A 25661-nucleotide genomic window follows, 5' to 3' on the forward strand; every position below is an offset into this window, starting at 1 on the left:
TCAGTTCTCCTTTTTCTCTAGCAGATTGATGAGACGACCTCCGAACGGGATCATTTCCCACTCGTCTATCGTCAAGATTTGTTCTTTCCATAACCGCCAGACATAACTGCCAGCCCCGACTACGAGCATAAAGCCGAGCCAAGCGAGAGCATCGAGACGATTTGGCAGCCAGTTCATTATGATGACATTCAAACCGAACAAGACACCCCCCATTGGCGCCACCGTTTTGACGAGACGCCCATAGTGTCGAAATCGGAGCATGCCAAGCGGAATGATTTGATCGAGCCGATTGAAATTGAAGGCGGCCATCGTTAAAAAGGCAAGGGATGTCCCGAGGGCAGCCCCTTCGATGCCATAGGGAGGGACGAGCCACAGATTGCTGACGAGTTTGACACCGATCGCGAGGATCATACCGACAGCGGCCGTCCGTTCCCGGTCAATCGCCTGTAGGCACGTCATACTCGCCACGGCAAGCGAAGCAGCAAACGTACTTGTCGCCAACAGAACGAGTGCCATTGTCCCAGCGGCATTTTCGAATAAGGCAATGTTTAATGGAAGCATGACACCCATCAAGCCGATGGTCGCCGCTGCGGCGACTGTCGTCGTCACACGGATCATCGAGCTGAGTCCGGATGACGTCGCCTCGACACGACCAGCCCGGTAATGGCGCACCAAATTTGGCACGTTCGCCATCCCGAGAGCCGTCGTGAAAAGAATCGCAAATTGAACGAGCGGATAACCTCGGTCAAATACCCCTTTCCCGACTTTCGCGGCGTAGTCCCCACCCATTAGATTGACAATCGTGAACGAGTCGACGAGTTGCATCCATAAAATCCCGAGCGAGGCGAAGCCAACGGCAAAGCCGGTCGTCAGTAAAATCCGAAGGACAGACCGCAACGTCGCACGTTGGACCGGGACGACCCGCAGCTTCTTCGCCCATAACGATAAGATGATAATCGCAACCACACCTCCGACGAGCGTCGCCGCGTACGCGTACCGGCTCAGCGTATAGGCGTCTTGTCCAAAGCGGACGCCAATCAACAGAGCGACGAGCAGAACTGTGACACGGACAAGGTTCTCGAGCACTTGCGAGATGGCGCTTGGCCTTAAGTCATCGACCGATTGGAACGAACCGCGGAGCACCGCCAACGCGGGCATAAGCAAATAGCTGAGGCTGATCACGCGTAACGTCGGTGCGAGCTGCATGTCACCGAGAAGACGGGCAATCGCCGGTGCGAGCATCCACATCGCGACGACAAGGGCGAAGCCGAGGCCGAGTAAGACATAAAAACTCCCCCACAACACCTCGAGCTTGCGTCTCGGCCCTTGGGCCCCGACACCAATTTTCGCAATCACGACCGGCATCGCATACATGCCGAGCGAGGCGACGATCGCAGCAAACGGGTATACCGTCTGATAGGCGTATAAGCCAAAGTCTCCCGCGATGTTTTGGTACGGGACCCGATAAGCGAAGCTGATGAATTTTGAAAGATAGCCCGCAAGCGCAAATAAGATGACCCCGGTCGCAAATTTACTTGGCGACCGCATGGGCCAACCTCTTCACAAGCTCCTCAAGTACCGTATCGGCATCGTTCAACAGTTCGATGACCGGCATCCTGCCGCTAAGCGACAACTTGAGAGCACCGTTGTCTTGACCGACGCCAAGTTTCCGACCGAGCGGCATCGTCCACTCCATGAACGACGGCACGTCGAGCGCTGTCGTCGATTCGAGCGACAATACCATCTCAATGCGACCCGGCGTCTGTTTGATGCGGGCCACTTTCGCCATTTCCCCATAAATGCGCAGACGCGTCAGTTGGATGAGGAGGGCGACAGGCTCCGGGAATTCCCCGAACCGTTCGATCAACTCGTCTTGGAGGGCGAACAGCGCCTCTGGTGTATCGACATATTTGAAGCGTTTGTACATCTCGATTTTCAATTCGCTGTCTGACAAATACTCGTCCGGGATATACGCGTCCGCTTGGAACGCAATCTCCGGTTTGAAGACGACTTGTTTCGCCTGGCCGCGCATCCGGTCTTTCCGTTCTTCGATGGCTTCGGACAACATTTGCGAGTATAAGTCGAATCCGACCGAATCGATGAACCCGGACTGTTGGGCCCCGAGCAGATTGCCGGCACCGCGAATCGATAAGTCGCGCATCGCAATCTTGAACCCGCTCCCGAGCTCCGTGAACTCCTTGATGGCCTGTAGCCGGCTCTCCGCGACCTCGGTTAAGCGTTTATCTTTCCGATACGTGAAGTAGGCGTAGGCGATTCGGTTGGAACGACCGACACGACCGCGCAACTGGTACAACTGTGACAGCCCCATCTTGTCCGCATCGTGGACGATGAGCGTGTTCACGTTCGGAATATCGATGCCGGTCTCGATGATCGTCGTCGAGACGAGCACGTCGGCCTCTCCTTCGAGGAAGCTGATAAGCTGGCTCTCGAGTTCAGTCTCGGTCATCCGACCGTGTGCCGTCGCAATGCGTGCTTCCGGTAACAAAGCGCGAATCTCTTCAGCCTTCCGCTCGATTCCTTCGACCCGGTTATAGAGGAAGAACGCCTGCCCGCCTCGCGCGAGTTCACGCTCGAGTGCCTCACGCAAGACGATACCGTCGTATTCCATGACGTACGTCTGCACCGGGTAGCGGTTCTCCGGCGGTGTCTCAAGCACTGACAAGTCCCGAATCCCAATCATCGACATGTGGAGCGTCCGCGGGATTGGTGTCGCCGTCAGCGTCAAGACGTCGATATTTGTCTTCAACTGTTTGAGCCGTTCTTTATGCTTAACCCCGAAACGTTGCTCTTCATCGATGATGACGAGTCCGAGGTCGGCGAACGTCACATCTTTCGACAAGACGCGGTGCGTCCCGACGACGACGTCAATCGTCCCTTCTTTCAAGCCTTTTTTCGTCGCCGCCATCTCGCTTTTCGAGCGGAAGCGGCTCATGACGGAGACGTTGATTGGAAACTCACTGAACCGTTCGAGCATCGTCTCGTAGTGCTGTTGTGCGAGTACGGTCGTCGGCACGAGGAACGCGACTTGCTTCCCAGCGAGCACAGCTTTGAACGCGGCTCGAATCGCCACTTCCGTCTTTCCGTAACCGACATCGCCACAAAGGAGACGGTCCATTGGCCGTGATCGTTCCATATCGGCTTTGATTTCGGCGATGGAACGGACCTGGTCTTCTGTCTCCGCATACGGGAACGAGCTTTCAAACTGACTCATCTCTTCGTCATCACCTGGGAACGCATAACCGACGGACGCTTCCCGCGCCGCATACAACTTGATCAGCTCGTCGGCGATATCTTCGACCGATTTGGCGACTTTCGATTTGACCTTCTTCCACTCGGTCCCACCGAGTTTATAAATCTTAGGCTCTTTACCTTCGGCCCCGACGTACTTTTGGACGAGATCGATTTGGTCGACCGGGACGTAGAGCGCATCGTCACCGGCATAGACGAGATGTAAGTAGTCTTGATGAATGCCGCCGACTTCAATCGTTTTGATGCCTAGGTATTTCCCGATCCCGTGATGGATGTGGACGACGTGGTCGTTCGGCTTCAACTCTTGATAACTTTTAATCCGTTCGGCGTTCGTCAAATTCTTCGTCTGTCGTTTCCGCTTCGTGACGCGTTTGAACAGCTCTTCTTCGGAGACGACGACGAGGCGACTCGTCGAGAGCTCGAATCCGCCCTCGATTTGTCCAATCATGACGTGGACGTGACGCGGCAACAACTCGCCGTCCACATTTGTGAACGTTGACGAGATGCCATAGTCTTCAAGCAATGCTACCACCTTGTCGGCCCGCGTTTGATCCCCTGCTAAGAAGACGAGACGATGGTCACCTTGTTGCCAACGTTCGACTTCTTGCTTCAGCAAGTGCATCTGCCCGTGAAACGCCGGGAGCGGACGGCAACTGAGGTGGACCGTGTTCGTTTCCGGAATCCCCGACCGTCTCGACGGGAGGAGCGAGAACGCCACTTGCTTCAAATCACGAAACACTTTATGCATCGGAACGGCAAGCGTATAGTTGCTGACGGATTCCCCGCGTTCGATGAGCGACGAGAACCATTCGGCTTCCTCGCGATCTTGCACATCGGCGGCGTCTTCAATCCGGGCCACTTCATCTAAAATCAAGACAGCATCCGGTCCGACATAGTCGAGGAGTGTCGAGCTATATAGCAGCGGCGTGTACTTTCCAACTTTTTCGGGCGCCTCACCTCGACCGAACTGTTCGATGTCCCGGGCAATCCCGTCCTCAAGTGCTTGACGAATCGTCTCCGTCTCAATCAACGAGAGCGTCCGATCATATTGACGTTCGAGTGCCTGTCCAGCTTTTTTCAATTGTTCTGTCGAAGCGATAAACTCGGTCGCCGGGGGAATGACCGCTTCGGCGACGACCCCTAGTGAGCGTTGTGTCTCAGCATCAAACGTAAAAATCGAATCGACCTCGGTGTCGAACAAATCGATGCGATACGGACGCGCCTCCGTGAGCGGATAGACATCTAAAATGCTGCCGCGGACGGAGAATTCACCCGGTGCGGTGACGGTAGCCGTTCGTTCATATCCGAGCGTGATCAGCGTCTCAGCAAACGGCTTCAAATCAAGCTCTTGACCTGGTTTGATGACTCGATGGCTTGTCCGCCAGTCCGTCGGGCTCGGGATAAAGCGACGTAACCCACCGAGTGGCACGACAAGGACGCCTCCCGTTTCGTCAAGGAGACGTGTTCGAGCTTCAATCCGTGCGGCAAGAAGTTCTGGGCTCGATGTGAGTGACAGTTCTCCAGCGAGCGTCTCATCGATCGGATAAAGCAATGTTTGACTCGGGCCGACGAGCGACTCGAGCTGATCGTACATTTTTTGGGCTTGGTACATGTTATGTGTGACGACCACGAGACGTCGGGGCGAATTTTTCGCCAAACCTGCCAACACGAGCGCTTTGGCACTCGTCGTCAATCCGGTGACGAGTTGACGATCAACTTTTGGCAACCGCTCCCGAATCACATTCGTCTCAGGCAATGCCAACATGAATTTCTCTAAAGCATTCATTTTGATTTCCTCCACCTCATACGACAAAAAAGGGTACGTTGACCCTTTAGTTATATCGATTCATGAGCGCGATCCATTCCGTGTCCACAAAATCAGTCGCGGCGGACACCGCTTGATCGAGCGTATCATTCAATTCTGGCATATCTTCTTTCCGGTAGTTCATGAGCACCCAATCGACGACTTTAATCGGATGCGGCGGACGACCGATGCCGAGTTTCAGACGTTTGAAATCTTGGGTTCCCAGGTGTTGAATCAGCGACTTGATGCCGTTATGTCCACCGGCACTGCCTTTCGGACGGAATCGCAGTTTCCCTGGCACCATGTCCAAGTCGTCATAAATGACGAGCAAGTCATCAATCTCAATCTTATAATAATCTAAAATCGGACGTACCGACTCCCCTGATAGATTCATGTAGGTGAGCGGTTTGACGAGGACGACACGTTCTCCATTGATTCTTCCCGTTCCGATCAATGCTTTAAACTTGGCTTCATCAAGTTGAATCCCATGTTTGTCAGCTAAGCGATCAATCGCTAAAAAACCGACGTTGTGACGGGTCATCTCATACTTTTTGCCTGGATTCCCGAGGCCGACGATACATTTCATCTTATTCCTCCTGAACAAAAAAGCCCAAAGGCGAACGCCTTCGGGCCTCGTTTTTTTAATCGAACAGCGTGCTCACCGATTTGTGCTCATGGACACGCATGATCGCTTCCCCAAGCAAACGGGCAACCGACATCTGCTTGATTTTGCTCGAACATTCGCGACCTTCTAAATCGATCGTGTTCAAAACGACGAGTTCTTTGATTGACGAGTTGTCGATCCGTTCCATCGCCGGTCCAGATAAGACTGGGTGTGTACACGAGGCGTACACTTCTTTTGCACCAGCTTGGACGATGGCATCGGCCGCGAGCGTGATTGTTCCAGCTGTATCGATGATGTCATCGATCAAAATGGCCGTCTTGCCTTCAACGCTGCCGACGATGTTCATGACTTCAGCCACGTTCGCTTCAGGACGACGCTTGTCGATGATGGCGATTGGAGCCTTCAAGCGTTCGGCAAGCTTACGGGCACGCGTGACGCCACCGTGGTCCGGTGAGACGACGACAATGTCTTTCGCTTTAAATTCATCTGTCTCAAAATACGTCGAGATGAGTGGAACACCTAATAATTGGTCTACTGGGATATTGAAGAAACCTTGGATTTGAGCAGCATGCAAGTCCATCGTGATTAAACGCGTGGCACCTGCAACCGTCAATAAATCAGCGACAAGTTTCGCTGTGATTGGCTCACGTGAGCGCGCCTTGCGGTCTTGGCGAGCGTAACCATAGTATGGCATGACCACATTAATCGTCCGAACCGATGCTCGTTTCAACGCATCGATCATGACGAGTAACTCCATGAGCGTTTCGTTCACCGGTGAGCTCGTCGATTGAATGATGTACACATCATCGCCTCGCACGCTCTCCTCGATGTTGATGTAAAGTTCTCCGTCGCTAAACCGCTTCACTTGGCAATCGCTGAGCGGGATGCCAATTTCCTTGGCAATCTCTTCGGCGAGTGGGCGGTTTGAGTTTAAGCTAAATAGGCGAATTTCACGTTCATATACAGTAGACATGTTTAGGATTCTCCTCCATCGTTTTCCATAATAATAGGCAGCAACTTATCGTTTCGTGTAACCTTCTTTATTCGTTTGGCGTTCGCGTGCAATCGCAAGCGCCTCTTCAGGAACGTCATCCGTGATCGTCGAACCGGCTGCTACGATTGAGCCTTTTCCGACTTTCACCGGAGCAATCAAGTTCACATTGCAGCCGACGAAGGCATCGGCTTCGACGACCGTTTCGAACTTGTTCTTGCCGTCATAGTTGACCGTGATCGAGCCACAGCCGAGGTTGACGCGTTCCCCGATCGAAGCATCTCCGATATAGCTGAGATGTGATGCTTTCGCACCGTCTCCGAACGTTGATTTTTTGATTTCCACGAAGTTACCGACGCGCGTATTCGCGCCGAGGACTGCTTGTTGACGAAGGTGGGCGAACGGCCCGACCTGTGCTTCAGTTCCGACACGGCTGTCACTCACGACCGATTGACGAACCGTCGCACCGTCTTCGATGACGCTATTGCGGATATCTGAATTCGGACCAATCACGCACTCTGAACCGATAATCGTTTTCCCGAGAATGACCGTCCCTGGATAGATGATCGTATCCGAACCGATGACGGCATCTGGTGAGATGTATGTCGAAGCTGCATCCATGAATGTGACACCTTCACGCATGAGGCGTTCGTTCGTCCGCTTGCGCATGACCGCTTCAGCTTGTGAAAGAGCGACACGGTCGTTGACGCCGATCGTTTCATCGAATGTCGGCGCCGTGTGTGCTGCCACGACTTCGCCTGCTTCTTTCGCAATCGAGATGACGTCCGGCAAGTAGTACTCACCTTGAGCGTTGTTGTTCCCGACTTGCTTCAATGCATCAAACAAGAGCTCGTTATCGAACACGTACGTGCCTGTGTTGATTTCACGGATTTCTAGTTCAGTGTCAGACGCATCTTTATGCTCGACGACTTTTGTAACGTTTCCGTCTTCCCCACGGATGACACGACCATATCCTGTCGCATCGTCAGCGATGGCTGTCAGTACTGTCATTTTCGCTTGCTGGGCTTCATGATGGGCCAACAGCGCCTCGAGCGTTTCCGCTGTCAACAGTGGCGTGTCGCCGCAAACGACGAGCGTTGCGCCCGGTTTACCCGCGAGTTCGCTTTCTGCCATCTGCACTGCATGACCTGTCCCGAGCTGTTCTTCTTGGACCGCATATTCCACGCGTGAGCCCAACGTCTCTTGTACCGCTTCAGCCCCATGGCCGACGATGACGATTTGACGACTGACCCCGATTTTGTCGAGTTGATCGACGACGTGTTCGACCATCGGTTTTCCGAGGACCGGATGAAGCACTTTATATAGCTTCGACTTCATACGGGTCCCTTTACCTGCTGCCAAAATGACTGCAAAACGATCCATTCTTGATTCGCTCCTATCTCATATCGACTGTAATGTACTCAATTGTTCGGTTTTTTTCTACATTCAAATCTTATTTACACCGTATCTACTATATCGAAACCGTGACGTGGTTTCAACCGTTGTAACCATTCGTAACCAATGAAACGTAAAAAGGCAGCGGAAGGGTCCCCATCCGCTGTCAAAGATTACTCATTCATGGCATTGTATCGTGCTTGCGTCTCGGCAATAGCGACGTCCTCTTGGCCGTACGCCTCTAGAACAGCCGCCTCGACTTTTTGACGCATATCTCCATTAATCGGGTGAGCGATATCGCGGAAAATCCCTTCTGGCGTCCGCTTGCTCGGCATCGCTACGAAAAGACCGGTACTCCCTTCAATGATTCGAAGATCGTGTACCACAAATTCATGGTCGAGTGTAATGGAGGCCAGTGCCTTCATTCTACCTTCCGTCGCGACTTTGCGAATTTTTACGTCTGTGATCTGCATGTTTCGCATCCCCTTTTCATCGTTGTCTAGACCGTGGTGTACCTTCTAAAAGGTTGAGATGATTCCAAGCGAACCGATTGACTTCGTACGAATCTTATACCCTTTCATCATAAAACGAAATCAAATTTTTGCCAATCACTTTAAGAACTGTTCGACGTTCCCTCGCGAAATGGTGACGAGTCCTTCATCCGAATCGACGTTCGTCAATTTCATCAAACTGACGTATTCGCTTACCATTTTCTTCTCGGCGCCTTCCGCTTCCATGAGGACACCGACACCCGCGAGGTTCGCCTCGAACTCATTCAAGAGACTCATCATCCCGCGAATCGTACCGCCCGCTTTCATGAAATCGTCAATCAACAAGACGTTCGCGCCACGCGGCAAGCTGCGACGAGCGAGCGCCATCGTGCGAATCGCCTTTGATGAGCCTGATACGTAGTTGATGCTGACCGTCGAACCTTCTGTGACACGACTGTCAGAACGAACGATAACGAACGGGACACCAAGTTGCTCGGCGACAGCGTACGCGAGCGGAATCCCTTTTGTCGCGATTGTCATGACGACGTCAACTTTACGATCGGCGAACACAGAGGCGAAGACTTGCCCCATCGGCTTCACTTGACGCGGGTTCCCGAGGACATCTGTCAAATAGAGATAGCCTCCCGGAAGCAACCGTTCCGGTTTCGACAATTGCTCACATAGGCCGTCGATCATCGAGAGCGACTTTTCCTTGCTCCAGCCTGGAATGAACATGACACCGCCGGCTGCCCCTGGCACTGTGACGAGTTTTCCCGTGCCATCATGCGAAAGCATTTCACTGACGATGACCAAATCTTCACTGATGGATGATTTGGCTGCTTTATAACGACTCGAAAACATCGATAATGAGACGAGCTGGTGTGGATGGTCCAGCAAATAACGGGTCATATCGACAAGACGACCACTTCTACGAATTTTCATACGGATTCCCCTTCACTTCTTCAATAATAGACGAATGTTCTAAACAGAATATATCATTCTCATTCGTCTTTGTTCAATGTTTTTTGCCGAGAATCCGAACGACGAACACTTCAGGACAAAATCCCTTCAGTCCATTATAGACACGATGTGCTTTTTGCTCGTGCTCAATCAATGCGAATACCGTTGGACCGCTGCCGCTCATGAGGACACCATCCGCTCCGCAGTGCAGCATCGTCTCTTTGATTTGGCGAACTTCCGGATGAAGTTCGAGCGTGACCGCCTCGAGGGCGTTCCCTAAGTTTACACAGATGCCATCAAAATCCCGATCCCGAATCGCCGTGACCATCGCCTCGGTGTTTGGATGCACAATCTTCTCCATCTGCACGGCACGATAGACGTCAGCCGTCGACACTCCGATTTTCGGCTTCGCCAATACGACGTAGCACGGCGGCGGTGACGGAATCGTCTCCAGCTGTTCGCCGCGTCCGCGCGCGATGGCTGTTCCTCCCATGACACAAAACGATACGTCCGATCCGACGGCGGCTCCGAGTTCGGCCAACTCTTCTAACGACAGGCCAAGGTCGAACAATTCGTTCATACCCCGAAGTGTCGCCGCCGCATCGCTCGAGCCGCCAGCTAACCCTGCCGCCACTGGGATTTGCTTATCTAATACAATTTCGACACCCTGTTTGATATTGAATCGCTTCCGTAACAGCTCAGCCGCACGATAAGCCAAATTTCGATGGTCGTTCGGCACGTAGGCATGCTCGGACTGAATCCGAATCTCATCTGTATCGAGCACAGTCAATTCTAACCGGTCCGATAAGTCTACTGTCGTCATTATCATTTCCACTTCATGATAGCCATCTGTCCGCTTCCCAAGGACATCGAGCGTCAAGTTGATTTTTGCCGGCGCTTTCACACTGATCGTGCGCATATCGTTCACCCTTCCCATGTATCTCCTGTTCGCCATTGTACCGTAAACGAGCGCACAAAAAAAGAAGCAGCTGCCAATGCATCCGCCCCTCATTTATCGTTCAATTACTGAATTCAATTTTAACTGTATCCGTTAGGACATCAGCGTAGCTATATGAGACACGTTCCACGTTATGATGGTCTTCATCCAATTTGACGACGAACACCGCGGGATACGCTTCACCTCACTGTTACAAGTATAACACATTCAAAAACAAAAATAAAGATTAATATTATATCGATTCGTTATCCGGTCGTCAACTGTTTTTAAGTGGTAAAATTGTGTCAGCTAACCGTGCAAACTCCTCAAGCGAAAGCGTTTCGCCTCGCCGTTTCGGATCGATTCCAGCTTCACTTAAAAACTGTTCGATTTCCATTTTTTTGTCTTTCCCGAGGTGATTCGTCAAGTTATTTAAGATCGTTTTTCGACGTTGTGCGAAACTGGCCCGGGCAAGCTCGAAGAAGAAGGCTTCATCTTTCACGTCGACCGCCGGTTTGGGACGCATCTTCAACGTGATGACCGCTGAATCGACGTTCGGGGCCGGCATGAACACGCTTTTTGGAACAATAAAGCTCACGTTCGCCTCCGCGTAATATTGGATCGCAATCGAGAGAGAGCCGTATGCTTTCGTCCCAGGCTTCGCTCCAATGCGCTCGGCAACTTCTTTTTGAATCATCATGACGAGTGAACGGAACTTGATTTGGCTTTCCAGTAAGCGCATGATAATCGGCGTCGTCACATAATACGGCAAGTTCGCCACAACCGAGATGTCTTCGATTCCTTGACTGAAAAACTCACGCTCGACGATGTCTTGAATATCGAGCTCGAGGGCATCGCCGTGGATGACATGCACATGTGGATAAGGAGACATCGTATCTTCCAGAATCGGAAGCAGACGTTGGTCGATTTCGAGGGCGACGACCTTTTTAGCCCGCTTGGCAGACTGTTCCGTCAATGACCCGATGCCGGGACCGATTTCAAGAACCCCGCTCGCTTCGCCCAACTCAGCTGCATCCACAATCTTGTTCAAAATATTTAAATCAATTAAAAAGTTCTGCCCAAGCGACTTTTTGAAAGAGAAGCCGTGACGTTCTAGAATTGATTTCGTGCGTTGGATTGTTGCAATGTCTTTCAATGATTTTCCTCCTCTAACTGAGCCAGTGCCCGTTCCCATTCCTCAATCGTGACCCGTAACGCTTCCACGCGCTTTACAAACTGTTTGGCGTTCGGTTCACCGATTCGGAGTAACACGCCGAGCCGTTTACGACGGCGCGCAGCGTCCGCTCCGCCAATCAAATCGGCTTCGAGCACCATCTGGCGGGTGACGAGCGGCATGTCAGTCTCAACTCGCTGTTCATACACCGCTTCGAGTACACGGCGAATCGTTGCCGGTGAAGCATGCTCGACCCCAATCTTGCCACGTTTATCTTTCGCTTCGGCCCGAGGTAAATAGGCATGCTTACATCCTTTAACCTGCTCCTCGACGATGGCCCGGATTCGGTCACCCGGGTAGTCTGGGTCCGTCAAAATGATAACGCCGCGCGTTTCTTGGGCGCGTTTGATTCGTTCGATCGTCTGTTTCGAGACGGCAGATCCGTTCGTTTCAATCGTATCGACGTCATATACTTCTTGAAGCCGCGTCGTGTCATCTCGACCTTCGACGACAATCACCTCTTGTATTTTTTCACGCATCATCGTTTCCTTCTTTCTCTTCTTGCTTCGGGATAACCCAAATCGTGAGCGGCTGACGCCCAAACGTTACCGCTTCTTCTTTCGTGTCCATCATCAAGTCAATTTTATGACCTTTGATCGCACTGCCTGTATCTAAAGCAATCGCCATGCCAAACCCTTCAACGTACACACGTGTGCCAAGAGGAATAATAGCGGGGTCGACAGCAATGATTCGCATCCCTTCATACAAAATCGTATCCGTCACATCATAACCACTACGGGTCAGAACCCTGTCATCAAATGTGACCGTGTCTTCTGCATTGTTCGTATACGCGGTCGCTTCGACGAGAAGTTGTTTCGCGGAAGTGAAGTCCAGCGCATCCTCGGCACGAGGTGTCTCTTCAATCTTAATCTCCGCCTCGTCTCGAAACGGACTCGACGGTTCGGTCGTGGCGGTCGTTTCTTGATTCGTTGCCGGTTCAATCTCCGGTTCGGCCACGACTTTCGTCCCACGTTTAATGATTTGAGGGCGTACGCTTTGTAGCGTTTCCACGCTCGTTTCGGTCCGATTTGTAATTGTACCATTTTCCACTGTCAGTGCATACCGCGTCCGTTCGAGTCCCGGGATGCCGACTTGCACGACTTCGGTCTCTCCAAGTTCGAGCGTATCGTCCTCTTCCATGACGATTTCAAACGGGATGAGACGACTCTCATATTGTACGACGTCTCGACTCACATTGACGCTGATGGTCATTCCATCCCGTACCGGTGTCGTGAGAGCCGGGACGACCGTATCTTGGTCAGAAACCGTCACATTCGCCTCCCGTAACGCCTGTTCGACAGTTTGAGCCATCGTATACAAGGTCTTCGCCTCGTCCCCGACGATGACATCGAGGGCGACGACAGGCTGGTAGCGAATCGTCATCCCTGATGTGACCGGTGCACGTACGCCCGGGTACACGTCGTCCCCTTCGCGTACACTCACTCCATAACGAAGCAACACGTCTTTGACGGTCCGTTCACGCGTCTCGATCGTCTCGACCTGGCCATAGCCGATTTGAAGCGACACGGTACGAGCTCGTTCGATATGAATCACTCGATCCGTCGGGACGTCGGCACTTAAGGCGGGAGTCACAATATCCGCCTCGTCGATCACGATACCGGTCTCGTTAAGCACTTCTAGCACCGAATCGCCGCGGCTTTCATGCACGGTTGTCACGCCGTCGTCGACGATGGTGATCGGTTCAGGCTGCATCGCCATATAGGCGAACACTGCCGTCGCTACGACACCAATACTCAAGATGATGCGCCTGAACATCATGGGAGACGGAATAGGCGCTTCGCATTGGCTGTCGTTGCTTCAGCGAGCGCGTCGTAGGACATGTCACGTAGCGATGCAATCTCTTCGGCGACGTACGTGACGTAAGCGGGTTCGTTCCGTTTACCACGGAACGGCGTCGGCGTTAAATACGGGCAGTCCGTCTCGACAAGGAGCCGATCGAGCGGGACTTGTTGCGCCACCGCCTTCGGTACTTTCGCATTCTTGAACGTCACTGGTCCTCCGAGAGAGATATAGAAGTTCAAGCGCAGACAGCGCTCCAACAGTTCGACGGACATGCTGTAACTATGGAACACGCCGCCTACCTCTTCGGCATGTTCTTCCTCTAAAATATCGAGCACGTCGGCTGTCGCTTCCCGATTATGAATCACGATGGGCATGTTCGTCCGCTTCGCGATGGCGATCTGTTGCCGGAACACGCGTTGTTGGACATCTTTCTCCGACTTGTCCCAATGGTAATCGAGACCGATTTCCCCGAGCGCCATCACTTTCGGATGAGCCATTAGCGTCTCGATTCTCTTCAAATCAGCATCCGTACAATCGACGGCATCAACCGGATGCCAGCCAACGATGGCATAGATATCCTCATACGTTTCCGCGAGCTCGATTGCCCGCGTGATGGTCGGGTTATCGAATCCGACGACGAGCATCGGGGAAACGCCCGCGGCACGAGCCCGCTCGATCGTCGCCTCGACATCCTCATTGAACTGCTCGGCATTGATATGGGTATGCGTATCAATCAACATGGTGCTTCCTCCTTATATAGACAAAGAGGGAGACCGAAGTCTCCCCCAAACGATTATTTGACGACGGCCCCGTTCGGCATATTCTCAGATACGGTCGCAAGCTCAAGCTTGCCGTCTTTATCAGCCGCTAAAATCATCCCTTGTGACAACTCGCCACGTAGTTTGACCGGCTTCAAATTGGCGACGACGATGACTTTCTTCCCGACCAAGTCTTCTGGCGCATACCATTCGGCAATGCCTGAGACGATTTGACGTGTCTCGCTACCAAGGTCGACTTGAAGCTTCAACAGCTTCTTCGCCTTCTTGATTTTATCGGCCTCGACGATTTGACCGACACGGAACTCGACTTGGTCAAAGACGTCGATTGTGATTTCTGGACGGACGTCCTCATCCTCAGCATCGCTCGCCTCCACTTCGGCTTCCTCGACACGTGCTTTCGATGCTTGACGCATCATTTCCTGAATTGCATCGATCTCTTCTTTTACATCACGACGTGGGAAAATCGGTGTCCCGTCGGTGACGACCGCTCCATCGAAGGCCGCAAACGTATCGAGCGCTTCCCATGACATGTCTTTTCCTTCAAGACCGAGCTGGCGGAACATTTCTTTTGGTGCCCGTGTCATGAACGGTTGAATCATGACCGCCACATGGCGAAGTACGCCGGCCAGATGCGTCATCACGGATGCGAGTTCACCACGCTTCGCTTCGTCCTTCGCAAGGACCCACGGTTGCGTCTCATCGATATATTTATTGGCACGGCTCACGAGTTGCCAAATGCTTGTGAGCGCGACGGAAAACTCCATGTGTTCCATGGCCGCTTCCGTCTTCTCTGTCGTCTCATTGACAACTTGAAGCAACGAGGCATCGAACTCCGTCACGTTGCCCGCGTAGGCAGGGATCTCGCCATCGAAATACTTCTTAATCATGGCCACGGTCCGGTTGAGCAGGTTACCGAGGTCATTGGCAAGGTCAAAATTCAAGCGATCTACAAACGCCTCCGGTGTGAACGTGCCGTCCGCTCCAAATGGAACTTCACGAAGAAGATAGTAGCGGAGTGAGTCGAGTCCGTAGCGATCGATGAGTGGAATCGGATCGACGACATTGCCTTTCGATTTCGACATTTTGCCGTCTTTCATGAGCAACCAACCATGGGCGAAAACTTGTTTCGGTAATGGAAGGTCAAGCGCCATGAGCAACGCCGGCCAAATAATCGTATGGAACCGGACGATTTCTTTTCCGACCAAGTGCACGTCGGCTGGCCAATAGCGGTTGAACAACTCGTCGTTGTCCGACCCATAGCCGAGGGCAGAGATGTAATTCGTGAGAGCATCGACCCATACGTACACGACGTGTTTCGGGTTCGATGGTACTTGGACACCCCAGTCAAACGTCGTCCGTGAGACGGCCAAGTCTTGGAGGCCCGGCTTCAAGAAGTTGTTGATCATCTCGGTTTTGCGCGATTCTGGCAAGATGAAGTCAGGGTGCGACTCGAAGTACTCGATTAAACGATCGGCGTACTTGCTGAGACGGAAGAAATAGCACTCTTCGCGTACAAGCTCGACCGGGTGACCGCTGTCAGGGCTCTTCCCATCAACGAGCTGTGACTCCGTGTAATACGTTTCATCAGGGATCGAATACCACCCTTCGTATTCACCGAGATAGATGTCATCGTTTTTCAGAAGCGTCTCGAATACGTGCTCGACGACGGCCTTGTGGCGGGCATCGGTCGTACGAATATAATCATCGTACGAGATTTCAAGACGGTCCCATAACACCTTGATGTCTTTAACGACTTCATCGACAAACGCTTGCGGCGTCACGCCAGCTTCTTTCGCTTTTTCCTGAATCTTTTGACCGTGCTCGTCTGTCCCCGTCAAATAACGGACGTCAAATCCTTTCAGACGCTTATAACGCGCGATAGCATCGCCAGCCACCGTCGTATAGGCGTGACCGATGTGTAGTTTGGCACTCGGATAGTAAATCGGAGTCGTAATATAAAAAGTAGGCTTCGCCATTGTATGTTCTCCATCCTTTCGACATTTGCAATTTCCATTATACACGGTTCGACAAAAGAATTTCCAAACCAATTGTTTGGAATTATTTTGTTATTACCTCATAAAAAATGTTCCAAAAAAACCCTTTCTTTGTTTCATGTCCTAACTTTCGGGGAATTTTAGGTATATATCGTTCTCATATCGCCAATTTTCGAAAATGTAGATTTCCAATAGTAAGCAGTTGACTGCAATTGGAAAGTTTAGTATGCTTTTTGCTGTAGTAACATTGTCGAATTTTGACGACTCATGTCACCAAGAGATTTCGACACCATTGGAGGAGGAAACACAAAATGAAATCTACAGGTATCGTACGGAAAGTTGATGAGCTCGGTCGTGTCGTCATTCCAATCGAATTGCGCCGCACACTCGGGATCGCTGAGAAAGACGCTCTTGAAATCTACGTCGACAACGATCAAATCGTGTTGAAAAAATACAAACCGAACATGACTTGCCAAGTGACGGGCGAAGTATCGGATGACAACTTCAAGTTGGCTGACGGTAAATTGATCCTTTCACCAGAAGGCGCACAACGCGTTCTCGTCGAGTTGAAAAACATGCTCGAAAACTACTACAGCGAAGAGTAAGCAAGGAATTCCTTGCTTACTCTTTTTTGTCGACTTGATGATAGGCGTCGTACACCTCGCCACGTGATAAACCGCGCTCTTTAGCAACTTGTTTGATAGCGGCGTTCGGCTTCAATCCGTCTTCGATATAACGATCGACGTGTTCGAGCGGCGATAACGCCTCCCACCAATCGTGTGTCGGTGCTATTTCCGTCGAACCAGCCACCATGACGACGAACTCACCACGTACCTCACCTTCACACCAAACAAGCGCTTCTTCTACCGTCCCGCGTAAAAACTCTTCAAACGTTTTCGTCAACTCTCGTCCGAGAACGAGTTGCCGATTGCCGAACGCGTCCTGAATCCCGGTCAGCATCTCTTTTAACCGATGTGGCGCTTCATAAAAAATGATGGTGCCCGGTTCATATTGCAAAGAAGATAACACATCGAGCCGCTCTTTCTTTTTACGTGGCAAGAATCCGTAATACAAAAACCGCTCGGTCGCAAGACCAGAGGCGACAAGAGCCGTCAACGCCGCGTTCGCTCCAGGGAGCACGACGACAGGGAGCTTCGCTTCAATGGCCAACCGCACGAGGTCACTCCCCGGGTCCGAAATCCCCGGCATGCCCGCGTCTGAGACGACGGCGACTGATTTGCCGGCCTCGATATCTTCGATTAAGCGCGGGCCACTCACGTGCTTATTGTGCTCATGGTAGCTGACTAGTTTCGTCTCAATGCCGAAATGGCGACAGAGCTTCATCGTTTGGCGTGTGTCTTCGGCCGCGATCAAATCGACTTCTCCTAGAATTCGAACCGCTCGATACGTCATGTCTTCTAGATTTCCAATCGGCGTCGGCACAACATAGAGCGTGGGCCCATCAGTCTGATAACTTTTCTGTGAGTTCATTACTCGTTCCCTCCATCAATTGCTGTTTTTGAGCCCGAGTGAGTTGTTTAATGGACCATTCGTACTGCATGGCTTCACGTTTGGTCGCAAACGACCTGACATATCGTAACGTCACCGGGAGACGCGCTCGCGTATATTTCGCACCTTTACCGCTGTTGTGCACGTCCATCCGCTTATCTACATCCGTCGTATATCCGGTATAGTATGTGCCATCGCTACACTCGAGAATATAGGCAAAGTGCTTACGCATCGAGGATGGCCCGCATGTCGCTCGTATACGTGTCATCTTCCTCATAAACGACAAACGGAGGTAAGATTGTGAGCCCTGCTTTTCCATCTTTCGACCCCTCTATTAAAAGTGTATTTGCGTCTCGGCCTTGTTTCGGGTAAACGAGTTGCATTCGTTTCGGTTCAATCCGATACGCCCGCATGAGCGTTAGAATATCGAGTAATCGCTCCGGTCGATGGACGAAGGCTACCTTCCCACCCGGTTTGACGAGTTGACTGGCTGAGCGGATACAGTCTTCTAACGTGCAAAGCACTTCATGACGTGCAATCGTATGATGTTCATTTTGATTACGGAGCGAAGTTTCGTTTGCTAAAAAATAAGGTGGGTTGCACGTGACAACGTCATAACGAGCATGCCCTAGTACGCTGGTCGCATGTTTCACATCGCCTTCAAGGATGTGCAGTCTGTCACTTAAATCGTTAACGGCAATGCTTCGATTCGCCATATCAACGAGACGGGGCTGGATTTCAAGTCCTGTCACCGTTCCTTTCGTCCGATACGATAAAAAGAGCGGAATAGCCCCCGTACCGGCGCATAAATCAACGAGTCTCCCTTTTTGAATCGGGACCCACACAAATTCAGCCAGCAACACCGCATCCAATGAAAACGAAAATACATCATCACTTTGAATGATTTTTCCGGGACGTCCTAACAAATCATCAAGACGTTCACCTTGTTTTACAGTCACGCCATTTCCCTCCTACATAACGTACAAAGGCGACGGACGAGTATATACCCGTCTATCGCCCCTTATTAATGTTTATTTAGCATTGACATACAGAAGAGACAATCCCCGTCTTTTCTGACTTGTCCATAGTGCAAATTGCAGATATGAAACCCTTCTTGGTATAACGCCGCCAAGTTATTTTGTCCTTTTCCAGACAAGGCAATTTGAGGATCTCCGTTAGGTGTCTCGACTTCTGCGAGTTGTTCTACTTTTTCGCGCAGATGATGGTTCTCGAGATACATGTGTTGGTTTTCTTCGAGCAAATAGGCGAGTTGCTCTTTGAGCACCCCTAAATGCTCCGTCAACAATTGCATCTGTTGCTCGATCGCATCGACCCGCATCATGACTTCCTTTTTATCCATTCTTTCCACTGCTCAGCACCCCATCACTGTTTCGACGGTTTTCGTTTGACTGCACCGACTTCGACGAGTTCGTCGATTGTATACGTCACAACACGGGTCCGATCATTCAACTCGACTTGAATCAATTGATCCAAGATGTTGAGACCGATGACACGTCCGTCACCTTCTGGAATTTTGATTCGTTTTCCGACGTCTGGCAAATCCCGCTTTAATTCTTCATACGTATCGTTCTCGTATTTTAGACAGCACATGAGACGACCGCATACACCGGAGATCTTGTTCGGGTTCAAGGATAGGTTCTGATCCTTGGCCATCTTAATGGATACCGGTTCAAATTCCCCTAAGAACGAGGAGCAACACAACACACGGCCACAAGGTCCGATTCCGCTCAGCAGTTTCGCTTCATCTCGAACCCCGATTTGGCGAAGCTCGATTCGAGTCCGAAACACACTCGCTAAATCTTTAACGAGCTCACGGAAATCAACACGGCCTTCTGCCGTGAAATAAAAGATGACTTTATTACGATCGAATGTATACTCAACATCTACTAACTTCATCTCAAGTCGATGTTCACGAATTTTTTCTTCACAGACGGCGTGAGCGTCAAAAGCGGCCAATCGATTATCTTGTACGATTTCGGCATCTTTTTGATCGGCGACACGAAGGATTGTCTTTAGCGGTAAAACCACTTCGTCTTCACCTAGTTGTTTACCAACTTGGACGATTTCACCGTACTCGATGCCTCGTACCGTCTCTACGATGACATGGTCCCCACGTTCAAGCGTTGCTTCGCCTGGTGAAAAGTAATAGATTTTTCCCGCTTCTTTAAAACGGACTCCGACTACTTCAAGCACGCTCTCCTATCCTTTCTGCAAATCGAACGTTAACCGTTCGAACGTTAATTGAGGATTGACGTTTGCCTCTAGTCGTCGAATCGCCTCATGGACAGATTCAATAGCATGGACGATTTTATGAACCGGACGATCTTTTACAAACGCGGTATATAGCGCTTGTTCTCTCGTAAACAACTCCGGGACATAGTCTGTTCGCACTTTGAAGTGGAGCGCTTGCTCCAACCAATTTCCGAACAGCTCGAGACCGACTCGCAGTTCATTCCGCCCTTTAAAATGACCGAGCCATTTTTCTTGGGCGAATAAAAGCAATTCTTGCGGGCGTTTTGTCAATACTTCAACTAATTGTACCACTAGCCCATACGCCTGTACAAACCAGTCGTTGTGAAGCGCCTCACGCGCGTCTTCGAATTTCGGATATGTCTCTAAAGCAAGACGCGCTAAATCGCTCGTACATTGCACGTCTGCGACCAACGTTTCCACAAGCCGTTCTCGATCAATCGGTCGGAATACTAAATGCTGAGCTCGCGAACGAATCGTCGGTAAGAGAAGTTGTGGCTGAGTTGTTACCAAGATGGCTAGTTTCCCTACACCTGGCTCTTCAAAGAACTTCAATAGGCTGTTGGCGGCTTGTGGCGTCATCTTATGGGCTTGGTGAATCACATACACTTGACGGTCACCTTCTGCACCACGTAAAGACAAGTCACTCAATAACTGTTGCACCTGTTCTTTCTTAATGCTGGCTCCATCCGGTTCGACTTCCATGTAGTCGACAAGGTTTCCCGAATCCATTCGTCTACAGTTTCGACAGTTACCGCAGGGTTCTACCCCGTCAGGCGACTCGCAAAAAAGGGATTTCGCAAACAACTGTGCCGTTTCAATCAAGTACGGTTCATAGTCACCTGAAAAGATATATGCATGACCGACCTTTTGAGCAACGATCGAGTTTTCAATCACTTTCGCAATAACCGTTTGAGATTTTGATAACTCCTGAAAACTCATGTTCGTGACCGTCCCCATTAAAACTGATGAAATCCTTCAATCGGCAAGACAAACACAGTCGCTCCGCCAACTTGGACTTCTACAGGATAAGGAATGTATGAATCAGCGTGTCCACCCATCGGTGAAATCGGCGTAATCATTTGATCCCTGCTCGAGCAGTTTGATTTGATTAACGCAAGTAGGTCATCTAACCGCTCTTTCGGTACACCAATCATAAACGTGGTGTTTCCTTCTTTCAAAAAACCTCCCGTTGTGGCTAATTTCGTTGCACGGAAGTCCTCTTCAATCAAAGCATCTGATAAGCGGGCACTGTCCTTATCATGTACAATCGCGATTACCATCTTCATCATTGCATCACTCCTCTTTCTTTTAATCGTTCTAACGTAATATCTAACACTTCATCCTGAATGGTTTCAATCGAGGCGTTCGCATCAATACGTACCATTCGTTCTGGATGTTGCTCTAATAATATTTGAAATCCTTCGTATACGCGTTGATGGAAAGACTCATCACGGCTCTCGATTCGATCTAATTGGCCTCTATCTTTCATGCGATGGCTCGCTTGATCCGGGGTCAAGTCAAAGAGAAACGTCAAATCTGGTTTGATCCCAGCAGTCGCCCAGTCGTTTAACGACAAAATTTGTGACAAATCATATTGGAGCCCATAGCCTTGATACGCAATCGAGGCATCCACAAATCGATCACATACGACAACTGCTCCACGGTGGAGAGCCGGTCGAATCACTTGATCAATGTTTTGAGCTCGGGATGCGGCATAGAGCATCATTTCGACTCGAGGCGTCATCTCATCATGTTCTGGCGAGAGCAAGACTTCTCGAATACTGTTTCCGACCTTCGTTCCCCCTGGCTCTCGGGTGACGACCACTTCATACCCTTGTTCAGTCAATGACTGAACTAACAATTGTAGCTGTGTTGTTTTCCCAGAACCATCTGGTCCTTCCACAGTAATAAACATACCTTTCACGCTTAAAACTCCTCTACGATAACATCAATTTGTTTCATCATAACATGTCTACTTGCCTGCAGGTTCCGTCCTAATGAAATCCATTCATTCAAAACTCGGATTTTCTCGTCTGTGATGACTTCTCCTCTTAGAATCCAAGGAATCCCAGGCGGATACGGAATAACGGTCTCTGCCGCAACAGAACCAATCGCTTGCTCAAACGGTAGACGTTCAATATCAGCGTCGTCCGATATAGAACGCAACAACGAAACGCGTTCAGTCATCGGGTAAGGATAGATTGTCTCATCTTCAACAATGAGCGGGACGTGCTGCGATGCATTTTTAATCAGTTTGACCCAATGTTGAATCTCTTGGCTTTTTAATTCCCTTAACGGCAAGCAGAATAACACGTGATCTTCTGCAGCCAGTTCCACGTCAATACCGATTGACGCTAAATGCTGGCTAAAGATCAGACCATTTTTAGGGTATGTTAACACAGTCATCTTGGTGAAGTCATCGCCCACTTTGATTGAAAACCCAGCACGTCTCATTTCCATGATGAATGAAAAATGACTCGTTTGAATATGAGTCCAATCTCGGTCACTCAAGTTTTCGAGGTACTCTCGGGCGTAATCAAGCGAGGCCATAATCAAGTAAGATGGGCTAGATGTTTGGAAAGATGAAAGCGCATGAAAGAGACGCTTTTCATCGATTTCTTCTTTATAGTGAATCCATGCCCCCATCGTGAGAGCGGGCAATGTTTTGTGGGCTGATTGTACGACTGCGCTAGCCCCCTCGAAGATAGCTGATCGCTTTGGAAATGTAGGATGAATCAAATGAGCGCCGTGTGCTTCATCTACTAATAGGGGAATATTTAACGGACGCAAGTAAGCACTGATTTGCTGAATGTTTGCCATGTCTCCGTAATAAGTGGGAGACGTTAGGAGAAGCGCTTTTCCTCCTGGATACTGCAAGACAGCATCCTGAATTGTTTCTAGTGAAATGACAGTAGGCAAACTACTTCCTCTGTCTAATTCCGGTGTGAGTAAAATCGGTTCTAGACCAAGCCACTCAATGGCGTTCCAAACCGATTTGTGGGAATTACGTTGTACATACACTCGTTCTCCACGCTTTACGGTTGCTGCTAATAGACTCCAATTCCCTGCAGTAGAGCCATTTACCAACCATTTGCTTTTACTCTGGTAAAGGGATCCTAATGCCTTTTCACCTTCTAAAATAATACCTTCCGCATGGTGTAAATCATCCAAGTGACCAAGCTCTGTTAAGTCATATGGCATAATTTTTTGGAAGGCCGTCGGAAGCTTTTCATCTCTCACCGTTCCATTGTGATGGCCAGGTACATGAAAAGAAACCCGTCCTTCTCGCACATGTTGCTCAAGCGTCTCCATAAATGTAAAAGGATTATGTTTAGGTTTTCGAGTCATTTAGACACCTTCCCATCCGAATTAAATACGACATATATATACAAAAAGAGACGACCAAGCGGATGCTTGATCGTCTTTCGCGTTGGCCTGGCAACGTCCTATCCTCACAGGGGGAGACCCCCAACTACTTTCGGCGCTGAAGCGCTTAACTTCCGTGTTCGGCATGGGAACGGGTGTGGCCGCTTCGCTATCGCCACCAGACAAAAGAATATTAACATCGCCTCAAGGGCGTGTCAATCCATTTCAGGGTTGTTCCCTGAAAACTGAAGACTCATCAATTCACTCAAACCGTTAGACTAGATCAAAGCCTCGACCGATTAGTATCATTCAGCTCCACACGTCGCCGTGCTTCCACCCATGACCTATCTACCTCATCGTCTCTGAGGGGTCTTTCTTGATTGCTCAAAGGGAAATCTCATCTCGGAGGGGGCTTCATGCTTAGATGCTTTCAGCACTTATCCCGTCCGCACGTAGCTACCCAGCGATGCTCCTGGCGGAACAACTGGTACACCAGCGGTGCGTCCATCCCGGTCCTCTCGTACTAAGGACAGCTCTCCTCAAATTTCCTGCGCCCACGACGGATAGGGACCGAACTGTCTCACGACGTTCTGAACCCAGCTCGCGTACCGCTTTAATGGGCGAACAGCCCAACCCTTGGGACCTACTCCAGCCCCAGGATGCGATGAGCCGACATCGAGGTGCCAAACCTCCCCGTCGATGTGGACTCTTGGGGGAGATCAGCCTGTTATCCCCAGGGTAGCTTTTATCCGTTGAGCGATGGCCCTTCCATGCGGAACCACCGGATCACTAAGCCCGACTTTCGTCCCTGCTCGACTTGTAGGTCTCGCAGTCAAGCTCCCTTCTGCCTTTGCACTCTTCGAATGATTTCCAACCATTCTGAGGGAACCTTTGGGCGCCTCCGTTACTGTTTAGGAGGCGACCGCCCCAGTCAAACTACCCACCTGACACGGTCCTCCAGCCGGATCACGGCTGCGAGTTAGAGACTCTATACGCAAAGGGTGGTATCCCAAGGGTGTCTCCACCGAAGCTGGCGCTCCGGCTTCACAAACTCCCACCTATCCTGTACATCGCGTACAAAGCCTCAATATCAGGCTGTAGTAAAGCTCCATGGGGTCTTTCCGTCCTGTCGCGGGTAACCTGCATCTTCACAGGTACTATGATTTCACCGGGTCTCTCGTTGAGACAGTGCCCAAATCGTTACGCCTTTCGTGCGGGTCGGAACTTACCCGACAAGGAATTTCGCTACCTTAGGACCGTTATAGTTACGGCCGCCGTTTACTGGGGCTTCGGTTCAGTGCTTCTCTTGCGATGACACATCCCCTTAACCTTCCAGCACCGGGCAGGCGTCAGCCCCTATACTTCATCTTGCGATTTAGCAGAGACCTGTGTTTTTGCTAAACAGTCGTTTGGGCCTATTCACTGCGGCTTATGTTGCCATAAGCGTCCCTTCTCCCGAAGTTACGGGACCATTTTGCCGAGTTCCTTAACGAGAGTTATCCCGCGCGTCTTAGAATTCTCATCTCGCCTACCTGTGTCGGTTTACGGTACTGGCGCCGACCTCCTTACTAGAGGCTTTTCTTGGCAGCGTGAAATCCGGTACTTCGCCCTACGGGCTCCACATCACAGCTCAGCCTTGTGTGTCGGGCGGATTTGCCAACCCGACGGCCTCGCTGCTTGTCCGTGCACTTCCAGTCGCACGGTTACCTTATCCTTCTGCGTCCCCCCATCGTTCAAACGGTGGTACGGCGGTACAGGAATATCAACCTGTTGTCCATCGCCTACGCCTTTCGGCCTCGGCTTAGGTCCAGACTAACCCTGAGCGGACGAGCCTTCCTCAGGAAACCTTGGGCTTTCGACGGAGGGGATTCTCACCCCTCTTTTCGCTACTCACACCGGCATTCTCACTTCCAAGCGCTCCACGGCTCCTCACGATACCGCTTCACTGCTGCTTGGAACGCTCCCCTACCATCCCTTACGGGATCCATAGCTTCGGTGGTATGTTTAGCCCCGTTACATTTTCGGCGCGGCGTCACTCGACTAGTGAGCTATTACGCACTCTTTGAATGATGGCTGCTTCTAAGCCAACATCCTAGTTGTCTGTGCAACGCCACATCCTTTTCCACTTAACATACACTTGGGGACCTTAGCTGATGGTCTGGGCTGTTTCCCTTTCGACTACGGATCTTATCACTCGCAGTCTGACTCCCGAGTACAAGTTGCCGGCAT

Annotated in this window: 23 protein-coding genes, 2 rRNA genes and 1 pseudogene (1 of these 26 cut by a window edge); 1 reads left to right on the forward strand and 25 read right to left on the reverse strand. The window is 50.8% G+C overall.

Features of this window, described 5'->3' with window-relative positions; all coding sequences use genetic code 11:
- From AC13H5_RS15020 to metG, 14 genes and pseudogenes are all read right to left on the reverse strand, one after another.
- On the reverse strand, positions 1 to 1548 hold the full coding sequence (locus tag AC13H5_RS15020) for a polysaccharide biosynthesis protein (RefSeq protein WP_214797798.1): 1548 nt from the start codon (positions 1546 to 1548) through the stop codon (positions 1 to 3).
- Entirely contained in the window at positions 1532 to 5056 is a 3525-nt protein-coding gene (gene mfd, locus AC13H5_RS15025; protein WP_483546104.1) for a transcription-repair coupling factor, read from the reverse strand. Before mfd ends, AC13H5_RS15020 begins: the two co-directional genes overlap by 17 nt.
- A gap of 46 nt (positions 5057 to 5102) precedes the next feature.
- Entirely contained in the window at positions 5103 to 5660 is a 558-nt protein-coding gene (gene pth, locus AC13H5_RS15030) for an aminoacyl-tRNA hydrolase (RefSeq protein WP_034781796.1), read from the reverse strand.
- 55 nt (positions 5661 to 5715) lie between these two features.
- The gene (locus AC13H5_RS15035; protein ID WP_021065746.1) at positions 5716 to 6672 is read right to left on the reverse strand and encodes a ribose-phosphate diphosphokinase; all 957 of its coding nucleotides are present in this window, start codon (positions 6670 to 6672) and stop codon (positions 5716 to 5718) included.
- Positions 6673 to 6717: 45 nt separating this feature from the next.
- A complete protein-coding gene (glmU, locus tag AC13H5_RS15040; protein ID WP_483546105.1) occupies positions 6718 to 8073 on the reverse strand; it encodes a bifunctional UDP-N-acetylglucosamine diphosphorylase/glucosamine-1-phosphate N-acetyltransferase GlmU in 1356 nt (451 codons plus the stop codon).
- A gap of 185 nt (positions 8074 to 8258) precedes the next feature.
- The gene (spoVG, locus tag AC13H5_RS15045) at positions 8259 to 8558 is read right to left on the reverse strand and encodes a septation regulator SpoVG (protein WP_034781793.1); all 300 of its coding nucleotides are present in this window, start codon (positions 8556 to 8558) and stop codon (positions 8259 to 8261) included.
- Positions 8559 to 8693: 135 nt separating this feature from the next.
- Positions 8694 to 9518 carry a pur operon repressor gene (gene purR / locus AC13H5_RS15050; protein ID WP_114165389.1) on the reverse strand — a complete coding sequence of 275 codons (825 nt, stop codon included), beginning with the start codon at positions 9516 to 9518 and terminating at the stop codon, positions 8694 to 8696.
- A 73-nt stretch (positions 9519 to 9591) separates the two neighbouring features.
- On the reverse strand, positions 9592 to 10455 hold the full coding sequence (gene ispE, locus AC13H5_RS15055; RefSeq protein WP_214755100.1) for a 4-(cytidine 5'-diphospho)-2-C-methyl-D-erythritol kinase: 864 nt from the start codon (positions 10453 to 10455) through the stop codon (positions 9592 to 9594).
- Between the two features lie 100 nt (positions 10456 to 10555).
- Positions 10556 to 10675: pseudogene (locus tag AC13H5_RS15060) on the reverse strand (Veg family protein); the annotation flags it as partial.
- 75 nt (positions 10676 to 10750) lie between these two features.
- Positions 10751 to 11629 (reverse strand): 16S rRNA (adenine(1518)-N(6)/adenine(1519)-N(6))-dimethyltransferase RsmA, encoded by an 879-nt coding sequence (gene rsmA / locus AC13H5_RS15065; protein WP_214755102.1) that lies wholly within the window; start codon positions 11627 to 11629, stop codon positions 10751 to 10753.
- A complete protein-coding gene (gene rnmV, locus AC13H5_RS15070; RefSeq protein WP_034781784.1) occupies positions 11626 to 12186 on the reverse strand; it encodes a ribonuclease M5 in 561 nt (186 codons plus the stop codon). Before rnmV ends, rsmA begins: the two co-directional genes overlap by 4 nt.
- Entirely contained in the window at positions 12179 to 13465 is a 1287-nt protein-coding gene (locus tag AC13H5_RS15075; RefSeq protein WP_483546106.1) for a ubiquitin-like domain-containing protein, read from the reverse strand. The genes rnmV and AC13H5_RS15075 overlap by 8 nt, the downstream gene beginning before the upstream one ends.
- A gap of 17 nt (positions 13466 to 13482) precedes the next feature.
- Positions 13483 to 14250: a TatD family hydrolase gene (locus tag AC13H5_RS15080; protein WP_034781781.1), complete on the reverse strand. Its 768-nt coding sequence runs from the start codon at positions 14248 to 14250 to the stop codon at positions 13483 to 13485.
- 53 nt (positions 14251 to 14303) lie between these two features.
- Complete coding sequence (gene metG, locus AC13H5_RS15085; protein WP_034781779.1) at positions 14304 to 16265, reverse strand: methionine--tRNA ligase; 1962 nt, start codon at positions 16263 to 16265, stop codon at positions 14304 to 14306.
- 329 nt (positions 16266 to 16594) lie between these two features.
- On the opposite strand from metG, the gene AC13H5_RS15090 reads away from it, so the two are divergent.
- The gene (locus AC13H5_RS15090; RefSeq protein ID WP_012727742.1) at positions 16595 to 16888 is read left to right on the forward strand and encodes an AbrB/MazE/SpoVT family DNA-binding domain-containing protein; all 294 of its coding nucleotides are present in this window, start codon (positions 16595 to 16597) and stop codon (positions 16886 to 16888) included.
- Between the two features lie 16 nt (positions 16889 to 16904).
- Here AC13H5_RS15090 and rsmI read toward each other — a convergent pair whose 3' ends face one another.
- From rsmI to AC13H5_RS15145, 11 genes are all read right to left on the reverse strand, one after another.
- A complete protein-coding gene (rsmI, locus tag AC13H5_RS15095) occupies positions 16905 to 17774 on the reverse strand; it encodes a 16S rRNA (cytidine(1402)-2'-O)-methyltransferase (protein WP_214709874.1) in 870 nt (289 codons plus the stop codon).
- Entirely contained in the window at positions 17746 to 18024 is a 279-nt protein-coding gene (locus AC13H5_RS15100; protein ID WP_034781773.1) for a GIY-YIG nuclease family protein, read from the reverse strand. Before AC13H5_RS15100 ends, rsmI begins: the two co-directional genes overlap by 29 nt.
- Positions 18017 to 18751 (reverse strand): tRNA1(Val) (adenine(37)-N6)-methyltransferase, encoded by a 735-nt coding sequence (locus AC13H5_RS15105; RefSeq protein ID WP_034781771.1) that lies wholly within the window; start codon positions 18749 to 18751, stop codon positions 18017 to 18019. The genes AC13H5_RS15100 and AC13H5_RS15105 overlap by 8 nt, the downstream gene beginning before the upstream one ends.
- A gap of 65 nt (positions 18752 to 18816) precedes the next feature.
- Positions 18817 to 19152: a DNA replication initiation control protein YabA gene (yabA, locus tag AC13H5_RS15110; protein ID WP_034781768.1), complete on the reverse strand. Its 336-nt coding sequence runs from the start codon at positions 19150 to 19152 to the stop codon at positions 18817 to 18819.
- Between the two features lie 23 nt (positions 19153 to 19175).
- Complete coding sequence (locus AC13H5_RS15115) at positions 19176 to 20006, reverse strand: PSP1 domain-containing protein (RefSeq protein WP_034781766.1); 831 nt, start codon at positions 20004 to 20006, stop codon at positions 19176 to 19178.
- Between the two features lie 6 nt (positions 20007 to 20012).
- Complete coding sequence (locus tag AC13H5_RS15120) at positions 20013 to 21023, reverse strand: DNA polymerase III subunit delta' (RefSeq protein WP_371816472.1); 1011 nt, start codon at positions 21021 to 21023, stop codon at positions 20013 to 20015.
- On the reverse strand, positions 21023 to 21352 hold the full coding sequence (locus AC13H5_RS15125) for a cyclic-di-AMP receptor (RefSeq protein ID WP_029594397.1): 330 nt from the start codon (positions 21350 to 21352) through the stop codon (positions 21023 to 21025). The genes AC13H5_RS15120 and AC13H5_RS15125 overlap by 1 nt, the downstream gene beginning before the upstream one ends.
- Positions 21352 to 21990, reverse strand: a complete 639-nt coding sequence (gene tmk / locus AC13H5_RS15130) for a dTMP kinase (protein WP_034781763.1) — start codon at positions 21988 to 21990, stop codon at positions 21352 to 21354. The genes AC13H5_RS15125 and tmk overlap by 1 nt, the downstream gene beginning before the upstream one ends.
- 2 nt (positions 21991 to 21992) lie before the next feature.
- Positions 21993 to 23414 carry an aminotransferase class I/II-fold pyridoxal phosphate-dependent enzyme gene (locus AC13H5_RS15135; RefSeq protein WP_233005511.1) on the reverse strand — a complete coding sequence of 474 codons (1422 nt, stop codon included), beginning with the start codon at positions 23412 to 23414 and terminating at the stop codon, positions 21993 to 21995.
- An 85-nt stretch (positions 23415 to 23499) separates the two neighbouring features.
- Positions 23500 to 23615 (reverse strand): 5S ribosomal RNA (rrf, locus tag AC13H5_RS15140).
- 96 nt (positions 23616 to 23711) lie between these two features.
- Positions 23712 to 25661, reverse strand: a 23S ribosomal RNA gene (locus tag AC13H5_RS15145); it runs 964 nt beyond the window's last position.

Source organism: Exiguobacterium sp. FD-YE-25-4 (assembly GCF_057004685.1).